Below are 17753 nucleotides of genomic sequence, written 5' to 3'. Positions count from 1 at the left end.
TTCTTACTCCTTTATCCACCTTTCGGCAATTTCTCTTCTGATAGAATTTCCAGATCTTCCATAATTTTCAATAGTTTCTGCATCCTTTAAATAACGTTTGATATTAACCTTGTCGAATTTTTGTAAAGGACCAATTAGTCGAAGGATTTCATCGGATATCTCAATGGCAACTTTCGTCGTGTACAGTTTTATTCGAGAAACAAATTTTGCATCTTCTTCAATTTGACTAGGATAAGATGCAAAATAAGCTTCTGCAGAGCATAATTTATTATATAAATCAGCAAATTTATTTTGATGAATTTCCACATCAATCAAACGCTTTCCAAATCCTCTCCTCACTTTTGCAAATTCAATACCTTTATTGAAAGCCCCCTCAGCAACACCTAACGCAATAGCACTTAAGCCAAGTTGCATATTTTTAATGATGTTAGCAAATTGGACATCCCCAGCTAATTCGTCTCCCAATAAGGCGTTTTCCGGGAGCAAGACATTTTTCAGCGTGACTGAACTCAAAGGAAGACCTATCAAGCCCGGTTTTTCAATCTGTTCACCAATTAGCACATCTGAATCTTTTGGATCAACAATAAAGAGTCCGTACTTCTCCACCTTACCTTGTTCTTTTACTTTTGCCAAAACCAGTAGTATATCTGCAACGCTGCTATTGGAAATCATCGCCTTTTTCCCTGAGAGACACCATCCCTGCTCAGTCTTTGTTGCATACGTTTCAAGATCTTCTAGCCCCTTTAGATGTTTATACTCGCAAAATCCTAATCCTCCTATGTACTGACCTTTTAGTAACTTTTCAAGATATAATTCCTTTTGCTCTGCTGTCCCAAAATTCAAAATAGAATAAATTCCATAGCAACCTTGTGTTAATAAAATAGCTGAAAGAGCAGCAAATTCATTAGCAATTTTTCGGATAAATGTGATGAAATCAGAACTTAAGGTGTGATTCTCTTCAGATAAAATGGGCAAAAATATATCCATTTCGTTCGTCAATTCATCCCACATTTCCTTTGGAAAATAAGTTGATTCATCATGTGATTTTACATAGTTTTTGATTGCTGTATTCGTATATGAATCAATCATAGCTGCTGTAGTGCTAATTTTTGACATCAATTTGCTCCTTTATTAGGTATCAAGGCTCGAAATAGGCTGATAGTAACCTTTCAAAAGTTCTTCATAAACGTATGCTTCAACTTCATTATAATTTGCTTTATATGGTCTGCAGAACCAGATATTAAATGGAACCGGATCTTTAAAACGAACAGCTTTAAACTTATTTTTATCCACAAAATATTCTACTGGACGAGGTAAAATAGCAATCATATCATTCTTATACGTAGACTCTGTTAAAAAATCCCATGCTGATGATAAATATGTAAAATTTGTCTCTATCTTCTTATTTTTTAATTTTTCAGCTACTAATTCATAAGTGGTAAATGATTTATTAAATGTTGCTAAATCATAAGCGGCGATGTCTTTCCATTCAAGAAGTTCTTTATCTGCTAAAGGATGATTTTTATCCATATAAGCTGCATATTCATCGGCTTGTATAATATATTGCTCGTACTTTTTAGCATCTAAATTAGTCGGCTCAATCAATAAAACAAAATTTAAATCACCTTCAAGAAATTTTTGATGTAAATCCTTGCTTCCTCCCTCCACAACTTGAATATTAATGTGCGGATTATCCTTTAAAAATTTAGGAAGAGCACTGGCAAAATAAACACGCAAAATCAGAGAAGGAATGCCTAAATTAATGGTTCCTTTTTGTTTTTGCGCTTCCATATGAATCATGGATTGCATTTCTTCATGGCGATTGACAATTTCCGTAGCAAAACGATAAATTTTCCCACCAGCTTCTGTCAGACTTTCTAATCTTCCATTTCTACGATTAAAAAGCTGCAGTCCTTCAGTCGCTTCAAAATTTGTGACAAATTGACTCAAAGCAGATTGACTAATATGAATTTTTTTAGCAGCAATCGAAAGATTACATCCGCATTCGACGATATTGATAAAGTAAGTCATTTGAATAATATCCATGTTCATCGTCTCCTATCTTTCAATATTTGTAATATAATTTGTCAGGAATAAAATAGCAACTGATCTTTTTAATATAGATGATCAGTTGCTAATAGGTTGATTAAAAACTTATCATCGATAAAGTTCGTTATAAGCATATAGTAACACACTTTATGGCAAACAGTAGCTATATTTGCTTGATAATTTAACTAGATAGACATTGTTTTTAAGTCATCTGACACGATTACTTCTCCCTCTGTCTTTTCAAGAACTTCTTCCAAAGAGACACCGGGAGCTAATTCTTTCAAAAGGAATTTCCCATCTTGAAAGTCAAATACCGCTAGCTCTGTGATGACCAAATCCAAAACTCCTTTAGCTGACAATGGCAATGTGCATTCTTTCAGCAATTTTGATTTTCCATCAACAGTAGTATGTTGGATAGCAGCGATAACCCTTTTGGCACCAACCAGAAGGTCCATAGCTCCTCCCATCCCTGGAGCAAACTTGTCTGGGATAATCCAATTCGCAATACTGCCATCTTGACTAACTTCTAACGCTCCTAAAACCGTAGCATCAACGTGACCTCCACGAATAATGGCAAACGAAGTTTGTAGGTCAAACAACGATGCTCCCGGTAAAAGAGTAATGGGTGCTCCTCCAGAATTTGCCAGATTTGCATCATAATTTTCTTTTGTTGGTGTCTCACCAAAACGAAGAGCACCATTTTCTGCTTGAAGGATCACATTTACGCCTTCAGGAATATAATCAGCAGAGGCATTCGGAATACCAAATCCAAGGTTGATGACATCTCCATCTTTAAATTCAAGAGCCACACGTCTTGCAATAATTTCTTTTGATTTCATATTAATTTACCCCTGCCAATTTTTTAGTCTCTATCCAGAGGTCGCCCATCATTTTATGATGTTCTTTAGAAGTCAAGCTTTCAACAACATAGTCTACAAGAATTCCGGGAATATATACATCGTTAGGATCAATTTCACCAACTTCAACAATTTCATTGGCTTCAACAATCACTGTATCAGCTGCAAGAGCCAGCTGCAATGAAATATTTTTAGTTGTCCCATCAATGTATAAATTGCCATATTTATCTGACTTGGTAGCCTTAATCAAAGCAACATCAATTTTCAAAGGGTCATAAACAAGATATTCTCTGCCGTTGCGAGCTACTTTTTCATAATCTTTTTCCAAAATAGTCCCAACGCCAGTCGGAGTCAAAACAGCTCCCAAACCAGCACCCGCAGCATGAAGTCGTTCAACCACGGTTCCCATTGGTGTGAATTCAACTTCCATATCACCGCTAAAATATTCATGTTGTACGGCAGCGGAAGTACCCACGTGAGCTGCAATATATTTTTTAACTTGGTGATTTTCACACAAGCGACCAACGCCAATCTCTTTACCCGGTTGTGAGGTAACAACAGATACTATTGTTAAGTTCTGTTGATTTTGTCGAACCAATTCTTCAATGAGTTCAAATGGCTCACCCACTCCAAGAAAACCTGAGATACCTACAATATCTTCAGATTTAATGTTAGAAATTGCTTCTGATAATGTTACAATTTGCATGCCAATATCTCCACTTATTACTTACGATTAAAAACCGCCTTACGTTTTTCTACAAAAGCACGCATCCCTTCTACTTTGTCCTCTGTAGAGAACAACAATGCTTCAGCTTCCGTTTCAAGTCTGATAGCATTTTTTAGTGGGAGTTCCGAACCAACTTGAATGACATGCTTAGCTTTTTCCACAGCTAATGGTGCATTCTTTATCATGGCTGCAGCCAATTCTTCAGCTGAGCTTAATAGTTCTTCGACGGAAACCAGCTTGTTAAGAATGCCTAGTTCATAGGCTTCTTGACCTTTCACCGTACGAGCAGTGAAAATCAATTCTTTCGTACGGCTTGTTCCAATTAAACGAGACATACGTTGAGTACCAGCGAATCCTGGGATAATGCCCAAGCCGACTTCTGGAAAGCCTACAACTGTTTTTTCATATCCAATACGAATATCCGTTGAAAGTGCCAGTTCCATTCCACCTCCGAGTGCATAGCCATTGAGTACCGCAATCGTTGGCTGACGTAAATCTGAAAGGCGAGTAAAGGTATTGTTTGCAAATGTCATGTATTCAAAAGCTTGAATTGGTGACATTAAGTCCATTTCCTTAATATCAGCCCCAGCTACAAATGCTTTTTCTCCTGATCCTGTCACAATGACAACACGAATGTCTTCACTGTTTTCAACTTGATCAAGAACTTCATTCAAATCAGCCAAAACCTGAGAACTCAAAGCATTTAAAGCTTCAGGACGGTTGATCGTGATGTAGCCGATTCTGTTTTTAACTTCTAATAAAACAGTTTTACTCATTTTACTGCTCCTACTTATAAAATTTGAGTTATAAAGTATATAGTGTCAACAAATACTTGAACCAAAAATGTAAGAGCTTACAATGCTATGATATCTCATTTTTCCACTCTCGTCTACTTAATCCTAATTTATAACTCTATAAGTTAAACTTATAGAGTTATAAAAAATACTAAGACTTTTTGATTTTCAAAATAAAAAACAAATTCTACTAAGAATCATTTAAGATAAACGTCTTAGATAGAATTTGTTTTACAGAGTAAAAAAATCAAATGGTAAATTAAATTTAGTAGGTAATTATTTTTAACGTTCTACAATGACTGCTGTGCCCATTCCTCCTCCGATACAAAGAGTTGCAAGACCACGTTTAGCATCGCGTTTTTCCATTTCATGCAGCAACGTAACCAGAATACGGCAGCCTGATGCCCCGATTGGATGACCAAGTGCAATGGCACCACCATTTACGTTTACTTTTTCTGGATCAAGATTTAACTCTTTTCCAACAGCACATGCTTGAGCTGCAAATGCTTCATTGGATTCAATCAAATCAAGGTCTTCAACTGTAAAACCACCTTTTTCAAGTGCTTTACGAGAGGCATAAATTGGTCCGCAACCCATGATTTTTGGATCTAAGCCCGCACTAGCATATGATTTAATAGTTGCTAAAACGGGGATGCCTAATTCTTTTGCTTTTTCTGAACTCATGACAACAACTGCTGCTGCTCCGTCATTGATACCAGAAGCATTACCAGCCGTGACAGTTCCACCTTCTTTAAAGACAGGACGCAATTTAGCCAAACCTTCTAATGAGGCATCTTTTCTTGGAAATTCATCCGTATCAAAAATAATTGGCTCACCTTTTCTTTGTGGAATAACCACTGGAACAATTTCTTCTTTGAAACGTCCAGCTTCAATAGCTGCCACAGCACGTTGTTGAGATTGCACAGCAAAAGCATCTTGAACTTCACGAGAAATATCATACTGTGCAGCAACATTTTCAGCTGTGATTCCCATGTGGAAATCATTAAAGGCGTCAGTCAGACCGTCGCACAACATAGTATCAACAACTTTAGAGTCTCCCATACGAGAGCCCCAACGTTGATTTTGTAGCACATATGGTGCTTGGCTCATATTCTCAGCACCACCCGCTACAATGATATCAGCATCTCCACAAAGGATAGCTTGTGCAGCCAACTGAACAGTTTTAAGCCCTGAACCACATACTTTATTGACTGTGAATGCTGGAGAAGAGGCTGGAATACCTGCATTGACACTCATTTGACGTGCCACGTTTTGACCAAGTCCTGCCCCTAAAACATTTCCCATAATCACTTCATCAACTTGTTCAGCTTTCAAATTTGCTCGTTCCAGCGCGCTTTTGATAACCAAACTTCCCAAATCAACAGCTGAAATATTTTTCAAACTTCCACCAAAAGAACCTAATGGTGTACGAACTGCTGATACAATAACTGCTTCTTTCATTTCTTGCTCCTTACCTTAGTATTTAAAGAAACCTTCCTTGGTCTTACGACCAAGTTTATTAGCTTCAACCATTTTTTTCAACAATGGAGCAGGACGATATTTTGGATCACCAAACCCATTATTCAATACGCCCATAATAGCCAAGCAAACATCCAAACCAATTAAATCTGCTAAAGCCAAAGGACCAATTGGATGATTAGCTCCTAGCTTCATCGCTTCATCAATTTCTTCAGCTGATGCTACTCCTTCTCCAAGAATGAAAATTGCTTCATTAATCATCGGAATCAACACTCGATTTACAACAAAACCATAAGAATCTCTAACATCAACTGCTGTTTTACCGATTTTGTCAGTCAATTCACGAACAGTTTTGACTACTTCTTCTGATGTTTGAAGTGCTTTGATCACTTCGACCAATTTCATAACAGGAGCAGGATTAAAGAAATGCATACCAATAACTCGTTCTTGATGCACTGTTGCTGCTGCAATGTCAGTAATTGACAAAGATGATGTATTGGACGCTAAAATTGTTTCTGGTGTTGTTAATTCATCTAATTGTTTAAAAATACTCAACTTAATGTCTCGGTTTTCAGTAGCAGCTTCAATAACTAACTGAACATTTTTTGCATCTTCGTATGAGGTTGAGGGAATCAACTTACTCAAAATACTATTTTTATCAGTTTCTGACAGACGACCTTTCTCTACAGAACGTGTCAATTGCTTGGTGATATTTCCAATTCCTCTTTCGACAAATTCGTCTTTAATGTCATTCAAATACACCGTAAAGCCTGATTGGGCAAAGACTTGTGCAATACCGCTTCCCATCTGACCTGACCCAATGATCATCACTTTTGAAATATTCAATTTTCTCTCCTATCTAATATTAACATTATAAAGTTTAAAATGAAAGAATAGGAACGATTGAATGATGAATACTCTTCAACCGTTCCTGCTTTGTCATTATACAAATGCACCTAAGCCAGTAATTTCACGACCAACAATCAAAGCGTTGACTTCATGAGAACCTTCATAAGTATAAACAGCCTCAGCGTCTGCAAAGAAACGGGCAACATCTGTTTCAAGAGTGATTCCATCCCCTCCGCCTACTTCACGAGCAAGGGCAACAGTTTCTCGCATAACGAGTGAATTATGCATTTTAGCAAGGGCAGAATTTAACATTAATTCATTGCCAGCTTCTTGCATTTCAGCAAGACGAACTGAGTAAGCAATAGTTGCCACAGCATTCGCTTGCATTCTAGCCAATTTTTCTTGAATGATTTGGAATTTAGCAACTGGACGTTTAAATTGTTGACGGTTTGTAGTATATTTTAATGCTGCAACAAATGAACCACAAGTTATTCCCATAGCAATATGAGCCACATCAGCACGAGTAAATGTAAGAATGCGAGCTACATCTTCAAAACCATTGATGTTTACCAAACGGTCTGAGTCTGGAACTTCAACATTTGTCATTGTGATATGACCATTTCGAACACAACGAAGTGCAATTTTATGTTGAATAACTTCTACATCGTAACCAGGAGCTCCTTTGCGAACGATAAAGCATTTAATTTTGCCATCTGCAATGTCACGAGCAAATACTGGAATAACATCAGCTGTATCTGAACCACCAATCCAACGTTTTTCACCGTTAATAATCCACTTGTCTCCTACACGTTCAGCAGTTGTTGCAAGCCCACCTGCGATGTCTGAACCAGAAAGTGGTTCTGTCAAAGCAAAACATCCCTGCCAATCAAACGCTGCTAATTTAGGAAGAAATTCTTTTTGTTGGCGTTCGTCTCCACCGAGTAAAATTGTGTTATAGCAAAGTCCACCATGCACAGTATAGAATGTAGCCATTGATGTATCAAAACGAGCCAATTCCAAATAAAGGAATGCGATATAAAGTTCTGACGGTTTATAACTGCCTTCACGTCCTTCGAACAATTTAGGATTGTTCATAATTTGAGCGCCTTTGGCAACTGCGTAAAATTGTTCAAATGGAAAATCAGGTTTTTCCCAATGTTCATTGATCACAGGACGAAGATGTTTTTCAATCAAACGACGAGTTTCTTGCAAAACTTCTGCTTCTCCCAGTGTCAGATCGTCTGCATAGTGAAAGAGATCTTCAGGATATAATTCACGTAAAATTTCTTCTTTGGTTGCCATAATATGGACTCCTTTATAATAATGTTATAAGAGCGCTTTCATTTCAAGGCTCAGTATTTGTTGACGCTTACATTTTATATCAGATATGGTCTTGTGTCTACTTAAGAAAAATTAATCGTCCCATAAGTTTCTATTATACATATTGATTTTACTTACTTTCCAAAGGATAAAGGCAAGATTTTACAAATAAAATTTTTGCAAAATCTAAAAATTTATTTGTAAAAATAATTGAATTTCTAAAAATATTTTCTCTAATTCCAAAGAAATTCTTTTCCCCAATCCTTTACCAATCCTCCAGAGCAAAATGCGAGCATTTGAAAAATGAATATGTTACAATGCTTATAAAAACGGAGGAAAAATCATGTTAACATACGATTTAATTGTTATTGGTTTTGGTAAAGCTGGTAAAACATTGGCAGCAAAAATAGCAACCCAAGGCAAAAAGGTTGCCTTAATTGAACGTAGCAAAGCTATGTATGGTGGAACTTGTATCAATATTGCTTGTATTCCAACCAAAACTTTATTAGTCGCCGCAGAAAAAGAACTATCATTTGAAGAAGTAATGGCTGAGAAAAATGAGGTTACTAGCAGACTTAATGGGAAAAATTACGCAGCCATTAGTAGTGCTGGAGTAGATATTATTGATGCAGAAGCTCATTTTCTGTCTAACAAAATAATTGAAATTGTAGCAGGCGACGAAAAGCAAGAGCTAACAGCCGAAAATATCGTCATCAATACGGGCGCTATCTCAAATGTTTTACCAATTCCAGGACTTACTACAACAAAAAATGTTTATGATTCAACAGGCATTCAAAATCTTTCTACATTACCTAAACGTCTTGGCATCCTTGGTGGTGGAAATATCGGTCTTGAATTTGCAGGACTTTTCAATAAGCTAGGAAGCAAGGTTACTGTCCTTGATGCTGCTGATACTTTTTTGCCACGTGTAGAGCCTTCAATTGCCACTTTGGCTAAACAATATATGACGGAAGATGGCATTGAAATTCTTCAAAATATTTACACTCAAGAAGTGAAAAATGACGGTGAAGAGGTGCTTGTCATTGCTAAAAACGAAATATTTCGCTTTGACGCTTTGCTTTATGCTACCGGTCGTAAACCAAATATCGAACCATTAAAACTTGAAAATACAGACATCCAAGTTACAGACCGCGGTGCTATCCAAGTGGATAAGCATTGCCAAACAACTGTTTCTGGTGTCTTTGCTGTTGGTGATGTCAACGGTGGACTACAATTTACTTATGTTTCACTAGATGATTTTCGTGTCGTTTTCAATTACTTAGCCGGTGATGGCTCCTACACACTTGAAAATCGCAAATATGTACCGACTACCATGTTTATCACTCCCCCACTTGCACAAATTGGTTTGGCAGAAGCCCAAGCTAAAGAACAAGGCCTGCCCTATGCTACCAAAGAAATTCCAGTTGCAGCCATGCCACGTGGACATGTTAATGCAGATCTTAGGGGAGCGTTTAAAGCTGTTGTTAATACAGAAACTAAGGAAATTTTAGGGGCTACTGTCTTCTCGCAAGGTGCTCAAGAAATCATTAACATTCTAACTGTAGCTATGGACAATAAGATTCCTTATACTTATTTCACAAAACAAATCTTTACTCATCCAACTTTGGCTGAAAATCTTAATGATTTATTTGCGATTTAGTCACGACTTCTGCACTTCGACAAACATGTTGTCATAAACCACTTTGATTTCATTCGACAAAAAAGCAAAAGTGGGATAAGGCTGAGAACTAAAAATTTTTAGCCCGTTCTCTCACTCTTACAAAGCTTGCTCAAGTATCGCGTGACTATTTATTTCCATCATAAAAACGAGGCTGAGATATTATCGTCTCAACCTCGTTTTTATTATAGCTGCATTTGATTATACGTTTTACTAAATGCATTTAAAATTTCTTTTGGCGCGTCTTTATAAGAAGTTTCTCCTTCTAGCGTTCCTTTAACAATCGTTCGTGACGTAGCCGCAGCATCTTCACAAGTCACCAAAGTCACTTCATTGACACCTTCGCGGTCATTAATCACATCTACTCTATCAGGTGCCACATTCTCAACTGAAGTAATGGAATAAGTATAAATTTTTTCCTTATCTGTCAGATAAATTTTCATTCCGGCTTTAGCACGATCTAAAGGAGAAAAGAGCATATTGCTTGCACCTGTAATCCCAAATACATGGTGACTAGCCAATGCATAATTCCCTTTCCCCATTTGCTGTGTTTCTTTCATCGTACCTGCGCCATAATAAAGACCCACATTGCCCAAGCCTTTAAAAATTGGCAAATTCATCGAAAGTTCAGGAATAGCAATTCCACCAATAACTGGTAATTGCTGTGCTTTCCATTGCGCATTAATCACATCTTCGGTAGACAGCGATTTAACTTTATCGAAATTAAAGCTAGTTTTGGCTTTTTTATTTTGAGTGATTTTATCTTTTGAAACATTGCTCACTTGATATCGATTGGTATGCCAAACCATGATCATATTCCGAATAGAAGAGTTGAAAATAAGTGCAAGTGCAACAATGATTAACAATGTCGCAATAATATTAATCAGAATATTTTTTCTTTTATTATGTTTTTTTCTTGTTGATGACATAACATTTCCTTTTATTTAGTTTATTCTTCATCCACTTCTTTTTCATTCTCTGCTGCAACGCTTGTAAAAGTAACAATCTGCGCTCCCTTATCTAGTCGCATTACTTTAACACCCAAAGTTGCACGTCCTGTTTGAGAAATATTAGCAACATTTGTCCGAATAATAACCCCTGTATTTGTGATAATCATCAAATCTTCATCACCATTCACAGCCATAAGCCCCGCTAATGGACCATTTTTCTCAGTAATATTAGCTGTTTTCATTCCTTTTCCGCCACGACCTTTCGTAGCGTATTCACTAGCTAAAGTACGCTTGCCATATCCTTTTTCAGTGATAACTAACACTTCTTGATCATTCGAAATGACACTTGCTCCTACAACATGGTCATCCGCACGCAAATTCACTCCACGCACACCAGTCGCAGCTCGTCCCATATTTCGAACTTGTTTTTCGTTAAATCGTACAGCATATCCCATTTTGGTTCCGATAATGATATCTGCGTGACCATTTGTCAAAAAGACGTTGATGAGTTCATCCTCATCTTTTAAATTCAAAGCTTTCAGACCATTTTGACGAATATTAGCAAACTCTGTTACGCTTGTCCGCTTCACAACACCATAGCGCGTTGTGAAGAAAAGGTAGGAATGATCATCATGCTCGGCTTGAACATTGATAATCGTCTGAATTGTTTCACCTTCGTCTAATTTCAACAAATTAACAATTGGCAAACCTTTCGCTGTACGGCCGTATTCGGGAATTTCATAACCTTTCAAGCGATAAACGCGACCTTTATTGGTAAAGAAGAGTAAGCGATCATGTGTGCTGGTAGAAACTAATTCACGGACAAAATCGTCATCCTTTACACCTGTTCCTTGAATACCACGACCACCACGTCTTTGCGCAGTGAATTCATCTTGGTTCAACCGTTTGATATAGCCTTTATTGGAAAGTGTAATCAAAACATCTGCTTCTTCGATGAGATCTTCATCTTCCAAAGACAGTACTTCACCAACCATTAGTTCTGTACGACGTTCGTCAGAAAACTTACGTTTAATCTCTTCTAATTCTTCCTTGATAATCGCAACAACTCGTTCTGGTTTAGCTAAAATATCTGCTAAATCTGCTATCAATTTCATCAAGTCGTCATATTCAGATTGAATCTTATCCCGTTCCAATCCCGTTAAACGGCGAAGACGCATATCCAGAATCGCCTGACTTTGACGTTCGGATAATTCATAGCGTGCCATCAACTCTGCTTGCGCTTCTGCATCTGTCTCACTGTTTCGGATGATGCGAATCACTTCATCAATGTGATCAAGTGCAATCAGCAAACCAGCTAAAATATGTGCACGAGCTTCCGCCTTTTCCTTATCAAAAACCGTCCGACGTGTCACCACTTCTTTTTGGTGTTCAATATAAGCAAGCAAAATCTCGCGTAAAGACAGAATCTTTGGCACTCCATTTTGGATCGCTAGCATATTGAAACTAAAATTCGTCTGCATTTGCGTTAATTTAAATAAATTGTTCAAAATAACATGCGCACTTGCATCCCGCTTCACATCAATGATAAAACGAACCCCTTCACGGTTAGATTCGTCACGAACCGCTGTAATTCCGTCAATACGTTTTTCTTGAACCAGTCGCACAATATGCTCATGAATTTTGGTTTTATTGACCATATACGGAAATTCAGTGACGACAATTCGTTCACGACCAGATTTAGTTTCTTCGATTTCTGTCCGAGCACGTAAAACAATGGAACCCTTCCCAGTTTCATAAGCGCGATGAATGCCCGATTTCCCCATAACCAAAGCGCCTGTCGGGAAGTCTGGACCAGGCAACACTTCCATAAGGTCACGTGTGGTCACATCTGGATTATCCATGACTAATTTTACAGCATCAATGGTCTCACCAAGATTGTGAGGAGGAATGTTTGTTGCCATTCCCACAGCAATACCTGTCGCCCCATTGACCAGCAAATTAGGAAAACGTGACGGTAAAACTAATGGCTCACGCTCACTGCTATCATAGTTATCTGCAAAATCAACTGTATTTTTGTTAATATCACGTAACATTTCAAGCGATATTTTGCTCATCCGAGCTTCTGTATACCGTTGTGCCGCAGGACCGTCTCCGTCCATAGAACCAAAGTTTCCGTGACCATCTACTAACATGTGACGGTAAGACCACCATTGCGCCATCCGCACCATAGCTTCATAGATAGAGGAATCTCCGTGCGGGTGATATTTACCCATAACATCACCCGTGATACGAGCAGATTTCTTATGTGGTTTGTCAGGAGTCACCCCCAGCTCATTCATCCCATACAATATTCTACGATGAACAGGCTTTAAACCGTCTCGAACATCTGGAAGAGCACGAGCAACAATGACACTCATGGCATAATCGATGAAACTCGTCTTCATTTCGCTCGTTAAATTCACATTTACTAAATTATTATCCTGCATTAAAAAATGCCTCTCTTCAATTTATATGACCATATCATTATAACATAAATTGGGATTTTTTTCAGTAAACACCCTTTTTTGTAAAAACGTTTACATAAGATGATATGTATTATATTCGTGACAAAATGTTACAAAAGTGATAGAATGGATTTGTAAAGGGAAAACGTTCCCCAATAAAATAAAGGAGATGTTTAGCAAAATGACTCTTACTAAACAACATAAAAAAGTCATCCTTGTCGGTGACGGTGCTGTAGGTTCTTCTTACGCATTTGCTCTTGTCAACCAAGGAATCGCCCAAGAACTTGGTATTGTTGATATTTTCAAAGAAAAAACAGAAGGGGATGCTGAAGACCTCAGCCATGCCTTGGCTTTCACTTCACCTAAGAAAATTTATTCAGCAGAATATGCTGATGCGCACGATGCAGATCTTGTCGTTTTGACTGCTGGTGCACCACAAAAACCAGGTGAAACTCGTCTTCAATTGGTTGAAAAAAACCTTCGTATCAACAAAGATGTTGTTACTAAAATTGTTGCTTCAGGATTCAACGGTATCTTCCTCGTAGCTGCTAACCCTGTTGACATTTTGACTTACTCAACTTGGAAATTCTCTGGATTCCCTAAAGAACGTGTCATTGGTTCAGGTACTTCTCTTGACTCAGCACGTTTCCGTCAAGCACTTGCTGAAAAATTAGATGTAGATGCTCGCTCTGTCCATGCTTACATCATGGGAGAACATGGTGATTCAGAATTCGCTGTTTGGTCACATGCCAACGTTGCAGGTGTCAACCTTGAAAATTATCTTCAAGACGTAGAAAACTTCAATGCTGCTGAATTAGTTGACCTGTTTGAAGGTGTCCGTGATGCTGCATACTCAATCATCAATAAAAAAGGTGCGACTTTCTATGGTATCGCAGTTGCCTTAGCTCGTATCACAAAAGCTATCCTTGATGACGAAAATTCAGTTCTTCCACTTTCAGTATTCCAAGAAGGCCAATATCCTGGCGTTACAGACTGCTACATTGGACAACCAGCTATTGTCGGCGCACATGGTATCGTACGTCCAGTAAATATCCCGTTGAATGATGCTGAAAAACAAAAAATGCAAGCTTCTGCTAAACAATTAAAAGACATCATCAATGATGCCTTCTCCAAAGAAGAATTTGCTTCAGCAGCTAAAAACTAAAGAATTTCCTTTCTTACTCCTTGTTTTATCAAGGAGTTTTTTCATATCTAAAATGGATACGATAAAGTTGATTTGCACGGCATCATGACTTTATCGTATCCATTTATTTTATATAATCTCACCTTATCAATTTATTTCAATATATCTTTTAAATAAGGAACAGTCTTCTCACCCTTCATATCTGACAGCACCCGAATCCAGCGAAATGCTGTATGCTCTTCTGGATCAAGTTTAATATCTCTATATTCCAGCAATTTTGCCTTATACACTAGACGCGTAAAAACGATGCCCTTTGTATCATCATAACAGCTATCCTCATGAAGAATCGAACTTAATTGTACTTTTTGGTTGACTTCTTCCATCACTTCTCGTACAGTACCTTCTCGTGGCAATTCGTCTTCTTCCACACTACCTCCTGGAATATCCCAATATTCGGGATACATGTTTGGAGAACCACGTTTTATTTTACTTCGTTTAATAAGCAAATATTTTCCATCTTTTTCAATTAAAGCATGAGCAATCAATTTCACAGGCATTCGCAATCTCCTTTGTAAAAGATAAATTGCAAGAATAAGTGCAACATTTATTCGAACTCATCCTCTAGAGCTTCACAAGCCGTTCTGTAACCTAAACATTTTCGTGGTCGGTGATTGATATCATATAAGGCCTTGTTCAAAGCCTCATCAGAGATAGCGGCTAAATCTGTTTTCTTTGGGAAATATTCTCTTAGTAAGCCATTTGCGTTTTCATTGCTTCCTCTCTGCCAGGATGAATAGGCATCCGCAAAGAAAAAGGAAATTCCTAAATTCTCTACCAGAGGATAGCAGGCAAACTCTTTTCCCCTGTCTGAAGTGAAGGTTTTAAGAGCCTCTTTTGGAAATAGCCTACAAAGTTTTTCGATGGCTGAAAACATGGCTTTGGCTGTTCTATCTGGTATCTTGAAAGCTAAGTAAAAGCGCGTTTTTCGCTCTAGAAAAGTAGCTAAACAGCCCTTGCTTTTGCCTCTGGAAGACACCACAGTATCAAGCTCCCAGTGACCAAAAGTTTTACGATTCCTGACCTCTTTAGGACGTTTGGCAATCGACGTGCCAATCCTAAATGTCCCACGTGTTTCTTTAGGTTGTCGAGTTTTTCCTTTACGACGAAGGACGCTCAAATCCAGATCAATCAAACCAGCATAAAGCCAGTTATAGATGGTTTTAAAAGCTACCATTGGCTTTTGTTCAAGCTGATAGCGACCACAAATCTGTTCAGGCGACCAGGAGGATTTTAAACCGTTCTCAATTTCCTTTTTCAACTTTGGTGTCAAACAAGACTTCCGACCTTTTTGCTTAGCCCTGTGATCGTACTGTTCCTGTGCTGAGGTTGCGGAATAACCATTTTGGCATCGTCTTAACTCTCTTGAAATGGTAGACTTATGGACGCCAAGTTTACTTGCAATTTGGCAAGGTTTCAAACCTAATTCCAAGTAGGTTTCTATCTTTATTCGGTCAGTTATGGTAAGATGGTAGTAGCTCATAGTTTTTCCTCGGGTTCTGTTTGTGTGGTTACTTACAGTTTACACCAATGAAACACTATGAGTTTTTTTGTTGCACTATATTTTACAATTTATCAAAAATAAAAAATCTTGCATAAAACAAGACTTTCAAGTAATAAACACAATCCACCCTGAGAGAATCGAACTCCCATCTCAAGAACCGGAATCTTACGTGATATCCATTACACTAAGGGTGGCAACTATTTTATTATATAAAAATTTTATAAAAATAACAAGTAAAAAAGGACTGAAATGATAAATTCCAATCCTTTTATTTGATTATAATTCAATATCACCAAACAAGTCAGCCATTGAAAATCCAGTTTGAGTTTCTGGAAGTTCAAAGTCACGTTTTTCTTGACGTTTTTGACGACGAGGACGTGATTGACGTTTTTCTTTTTGGTCATCTTCTTGTGCTGGACGTTCTTCAAGAGCCTTGATAGAAAGTGATACACGTTCTGCATCAGCATTTACATCAAGAACTTTCACAGTTACTTCCTGACCGACTTTAAGCACATCTTTTGGATTTTCAACACGTTTATGTGAAATTTGTGAAATATGGACAAGCCCGTCAATACCTGGTAATACTTCTACAAAAGCACCGAAATCTGTTAAACGTTTAACTGTGCCTTCAATCACATCACCAGCAGCTAATTTTTGTTCAACACCGTCCCATGGTCCAGGTGTTGTAGCTTTAAGAGAAAGTGATACGCGTCCTTCTTCTTCGTTCAAATCAAGAACTTTTACTTCAATTTCATCGCCAACTGATACAACAGATTTTGGTGAAACGTTGCGTTCGTGTGACAATTCAGTTAAGTGAACAAGTCCGTCAACACCACCAAGGTCAATAAAGGCACCAAAGCTTGTGATACGTGCAACTTTACCAGTCACGATGTCACCAACAGCCAATTTACCAAACACTTCAGCACGTGCTGCTGCAGCTTTTTCTTCTACTACTTCACGGCGTGAAAGAATGAAACGATTTTCTTTTGGATCCACTTCTTTAATTTTTGCTTCAAATTCTTGACCTACAAAACGTTCAGTATTACGAACGAAACGAGTATCTAGCATTGAAGCAGGAATAAATCCACGAAGTCCTTCAAATTCTACTGAAAGACCACCTTTAACTGCACGAGTACCTTTTACAGTAACAACTTCTTCTTCACGTCCAACCAACTTGTCCCATGCCTTGCGAGCTTCTAAACGTTTTTTAGATACAAGGTAAGTAACTGTATCAGTATCTTTACCAACTACTTGACGAAGAACAAGCAATTCAAGTGTTTCACCTGGTTTTACAAGGTCGTTAATGTCAGCTTCACGATCGTTTGTCAATTCACGAAGGGTTAACACACCTTCTACACCAGTTCCAGCGATTGCAACATTAGCTTGGTTCGCATCAACAGTCAATACTTCAGCAGTAACGACATCGCCTGGCTCAACTTGGCTAACACTATTTAGCAAATCTTCAAATTCATTCATCTAAAAAAATCCTCCAACAATCAAGCATTTCTTGCTTGACATACTTATAATATTTTTCCTAAGCACCGCAATGACATGAACTATCTTTAACGTTTCCCACCCTATAAAGAAATAAAATACCCTAAGATATTTTACCATTTATCTGATATATTACCTAAGAACTGGGGTAGCTGGATTCGAACCAACGCATGAGGGAGTCAAAGTCCCTTGCCTTACCGCTTGGCTATACCCCAAAAAGAACGCGGACAAAATCCTTTAAACGCTGAGTGCGCTCATGGAGAGGGAGGGATTCGAACCCCCGAACCCGAAGGAGCGGATTTACAGTCCGCCGCGTTTAGCCTCTTCGCTACCTCTCCTGTATAATCAACAGTATTTATTATACCATTGATGAAAAGAAAACACAA

General features: G+C 38.0%; 15 protein-coding genes and 3 tRNA genes. 2 read left to right on the top strand and 16 right to left on the bottom strand.

Going from position 1 to position 17753, the window contains the following annotated elements; genetic code table 11:
• Window positions 1-3 precede the first annotated feature (3 nt).
• The 8 genes from ACOMA9_RS08675 to fadE all read right to left on the bottom strand — a co-directional run bounded on the left by ACOMA9_RS08675 (window position 4) and on the right by fadE (window position 8057).
• The gene (locus ACOMA9_RS08675; RefSeq protein ID WP_151380492.1) at window positions 4-1116 is read right to left on the bottom strand and encodes an acyl-CoA dehydrogenase family protein; all 1113 of its coding nucleotides are present in this window, start codon (window positions 1114-1116) and stop codon (window positions 4-6) included.
• A gap of 15 nt (window positions 1117-1131) precedes the next feature.
• A complete protein-coding gene (locus ACOMA9_RS08670) occupies window positions 1132-2046 on the bottom strand; it encodes a LysR family transcriptional regulator (RefSeq protein WP_195323030.1) in 915 nt (304 codons plus the stop codon).
• 188 nt (window positions 2047-2234) lie between these two features.
• Window positions 2235-2888, bottom strand: a complete 654-nt coding sequence (locus ACOMA9_RS08665) for a 3-oxoacid CoA-transferase subunit B (protein ID WP_151380491.1) — start codon at window positions 2886-2888, stop codon at window positions 2235-2237.
• A 1-nt stretch (window position 2889) separates the two neighbouring features.
• Window positions 2890-3612, bottom strand: a complete 723-nt coding sequence (locus ACOMA9_RS08660) for a CoA transferase subunit A (RefSeq protein ID WP_106083547.1) — start codon at window positions 3610-3612, stop codon at window positions 2890-2892.
• A gap of 17 nt (window positions 3613-3629) precedes the next feature.
• Entirely contained in the window at window positions 3630-4409 is a 780-nt protein-coding gene (locus ACOMA9_RS08655) for an enoyl-CoA hydratase/isomerase family protein (protein WP_003042664.1), read from the bottom strand.
• A gap of 300 nt (window positions 4410-4709) precedes the next feature.
• Window positions 4710-5888: an acetyl-CoA C-acetyltransferase gene (locus ACOMA9_RS08650; protein ID WP_151380577.1), complete on the bottom strand. Its 1179-nt coding sequence runs from the start codon at window positions 5886-5888 to the stop codon at window positions 4710-4712.
• 15 nt (window positions 5889-5903) lie between these two features.
• The gene (locus ACOMA9_RS08645; RefSeq protein WP_106083544.1) at window positions 5904-6752 is read right to left on the bottom strand and encodes a 3-hydroxybutyryl-CoA dehydrogenase; all 849 of its coding nucleotides are present in this window, start codon (window positions 6750-6752) and stop codon (window positions 5904-5906) included.
• A gap of 96 nt (window positions 6753-6848) precedes the next feature.
• Window positions 6849-8057, bottom strand: a complete 1209-nt coding sequence (gene fadE, locus ACOMA9_RS08640; protein WP_330945373.1) for an acyl-CoA dehydrogenase FadE — start codon at window positions 8055-8057, stop codon at window positions 6849-6851.
• A gap of 361 nt (window positions 8058-8418) precedes the next feature.
• Between fadE and ACOMA9_RS08635 the strand changes: the two genes are divergently transcribed.
• Window positions 8419-9735, top strand: coding sequence for an FAD-containing oxidoreductase (locus tag ACOMA9_RS08635; RefSeq protein ID WP_151380556.1), 1317 nt, complete (start codon window positions 8419-8421; stop codon window positions 9733-9735).
• Window positions 9736-9938: 203 nt separating this feature from the next.
• Here the strand turns inward: ACOMA9_RS08635 and ACOMA9_RS08630 are convergent, their stop codons facing one another.
• Together ACOMA9_RS08630 and gyrA are read right to left on the bottom strand one after the other, a co-directional pair.
• Window positions 9939-10682, bottom strand: a complete 744-nt coding sequence (locus tag ACOMA9_RS08630; protein WP_049534067.1) for a class A sortase — start codon at window positions 10680-10682, stop codon at window positions 9939-9941.
• 20 nt (window positions 10683-10702) lie between these two features.
• Window positions 10703-13150 carry a DNA gyrase subunit A gene (gene gyrA, locus ACOMA9_RS08625; protein ID WP_421425231.1) on the bottom strand — a complete coding sequence of 816 codons (2448 nt, stop codon included), beginning with the start codon at window positions 13148-13150 and terminating at the stop codon, window positions 10703-10705.
• Between the two features lie 199 nt (window positions 13151-13349).
• On the opposite strand from gyrA, the gene ACOMA9_RS08620 reads away from it, so the two are divergent.
• The gene (locus ACOMA9_RS08620) at window positions 13350-14333 is read left to right on the top strand and encodes an L-lactate dehydrogenase (protein ID WP_003024429.1); all 984 of its coding nucleotides are present in this window, start codon (window positions 13350-13352) and stop codon (window positions 14331-14333) included.
• Between the two features lie 131 nt (window positions 14334-14464).
• Here ACOMA9_RS08620 and ACOMA9_RS08615 read toward each other — a convergent pair whose 3' ends face one another.
• From ACOMA9_RS08615 to ACOMA9_RS08590, 6 genes are all read right to left on the bottom strand, one after another.
• Window positions 14465-14869 carry an NUDIX hydrolase gene (locus ACOMA9_RS08615; RefSeq protein WP_003042335.1) on the bottom strand — a complete coding sequence of 135 codons (405 nt, stop codon included), beginning with the start codon at window positions 14867-14869 and terminating at the stop codon, window positions 14465-14467.
• A 47-nt stretch (window positions 14870-14916) separates the two neighbouring features.
• Window positions 14917-15852 carry an IS30 family transposase gene (locus ACOMA9_RS08610; RefSeq protein WP_421425228.1) on the bottom strand — a complete coding sequence of 312 codons (936 nt, stop codon included), beginning with the start codon at window positions 15850-15852 and terminating at the stop codon, window positions 14917-14919.
• A 143-nt stretch (window positions 15853-15995) separates the two neighbouring features.
• Window positions 15996-16067, bottom strand: a tRNA-Arg gene (locus ACOMA9_RS08605).
• An 82-nt stretch (window positions 16068-16149) separates the two neighbouring features.
• Window positions 16150-17349 carry a 30S ribosomal protein S1 gene (gene rpsA, locus ACOMA9_RS08600; RefSeq protein WP_049508485.1) on the bottom strand — a complete coding sequence of 400 codons (1200 nt, stop codon included), beginning with the start codon at window positions 17347-17349 and terminating at the stop codon, window positions 16150-16152.
• A gap of 161 nt (window positions 17350-17510) precedes the next feature.
• Window positions 17511-17582 (bottom strand) — tRNA-Gln (locus ACOMA9_RS08595).
• A 42-nt stretch (window positions 17583-17624) separates the two neighbouring features.
• Window positions 17625-17705: transfer RNA gene (locus ACOMA9_RS08590), tRNA-Tyr, on the bottom strand.
• Between the last annotated feature and the right edge of the window lie 48 nt (window positions 17706-17753).

The sequence above is a fragment of the Streptococcus atopicus genome (assembly GCF_049166725.1).
Lineage (GTDB): Bacteria > Bacillota > Bacilli > Lactobacillales > Streptococcaceae > Streptococcus > Streptococcus hominis.
This window is presented reverse-complemented; position numbering and strand designations above follow the sequence as displayed.

Bases quoted from the DNA above. Each gene is read 5' to 3' on its own strand.
- rpsA (WP_049508485.1), bottom strand. From the start codon at position 17,349: ATGAATGAATTTGAAGATTTGCTAAATAGTGTTAGCCAAGTTGAGCCA.
- ACOMA9_RS08665 (WP_151380491.1), bottom strand. From the start codon at position 2,888: ATGAAATCAAAAGAAATTATTGCAAGACGTGTGGCTCTTGAATTTAAA.
- ACOMA9_RS08655 (WP_003042664.1), bottom strand. From the start codon at position 4,409: ATGAGTAAAACTGTTTTATTAGAAGTTAAAAACAGAATCGGCTACATC.
- ACOMA9_RS08630 (WP_049534067.1), bottom strand. From the start codon at position 10,682: ATGTCATCAACAAGAAAAAAACATAATAAAAGAAAAAATATTCTGATT.
- ACOMA9_RS08635 (WP_151380556.1), top strand. From the start codon at position 8,419: ATGTTAACATACGATTTAATTGTTATTGGTTTTGGTAAAGCTGGTAAA.
- gyrA (WP_421425231.1), bottom strand. From the start codon at position 13,150: ATGCAGGATAATAATTTAGTAAATGTGAATTTAACGAGCGAAATGAAG.
- ACOMA9_RS08615 (WP_003042335.1), bottom strand. From the start codon at position 14,869: ATGCCTGTGAAATTGATTGCTCATGCTTTAATTGAAAAAGATGGAAAA.
- ACOMA9_RS08620 (WP_003024429.1), top strand. From the start codon at position 13,350: ATGACTCTTACTAAACAACATAAAAAAGTCATCCTTGTCGGTGACGGT.
- ACOMA9_RS08650 (WP_151380577.1), bottom strand. From the start codon at position 5,888: ATGAAAGAAGCAGTTATTGTATCAGCAGTTCGTACACCATTAGGTTCT.
- ACOMA9_RS08610 (WP_421425228.1), bottom strand. From the start codon at position 15,852: ATGAGCTACTACCATCTTACCATAACTGACCGAATAAAGATAGAAACC.
- ACOMA9_RS08675 (WP_151380492.1), bottom strand. From the start codon at position 1,116: ATGTCAAAAATTAGCACTACAGCAGCTATGATTGATTCATATACGAAT.
- ACOMA9_RS08670 (WP_195323030.1), bottom strand. From the start codon at position 2,046: ATGGATATTATTCAAATGACTTACTTTATCAATATCGTCGAATGCGGA.
- fadE (WP_330945373.1), bottom strand. From the start codon at position 8,057: ATGGCAACCAAAGAAGAAATTTTACGTGAATTATATCCTGAAGATCTC.
- ACOMA9_RS08660 (WP_106083547.1), bottom strand. From the start codon at position 3,612: ATGCAAATTGTAACATTATCAGAAGCAATTTCTAACATTAAATCTGAA.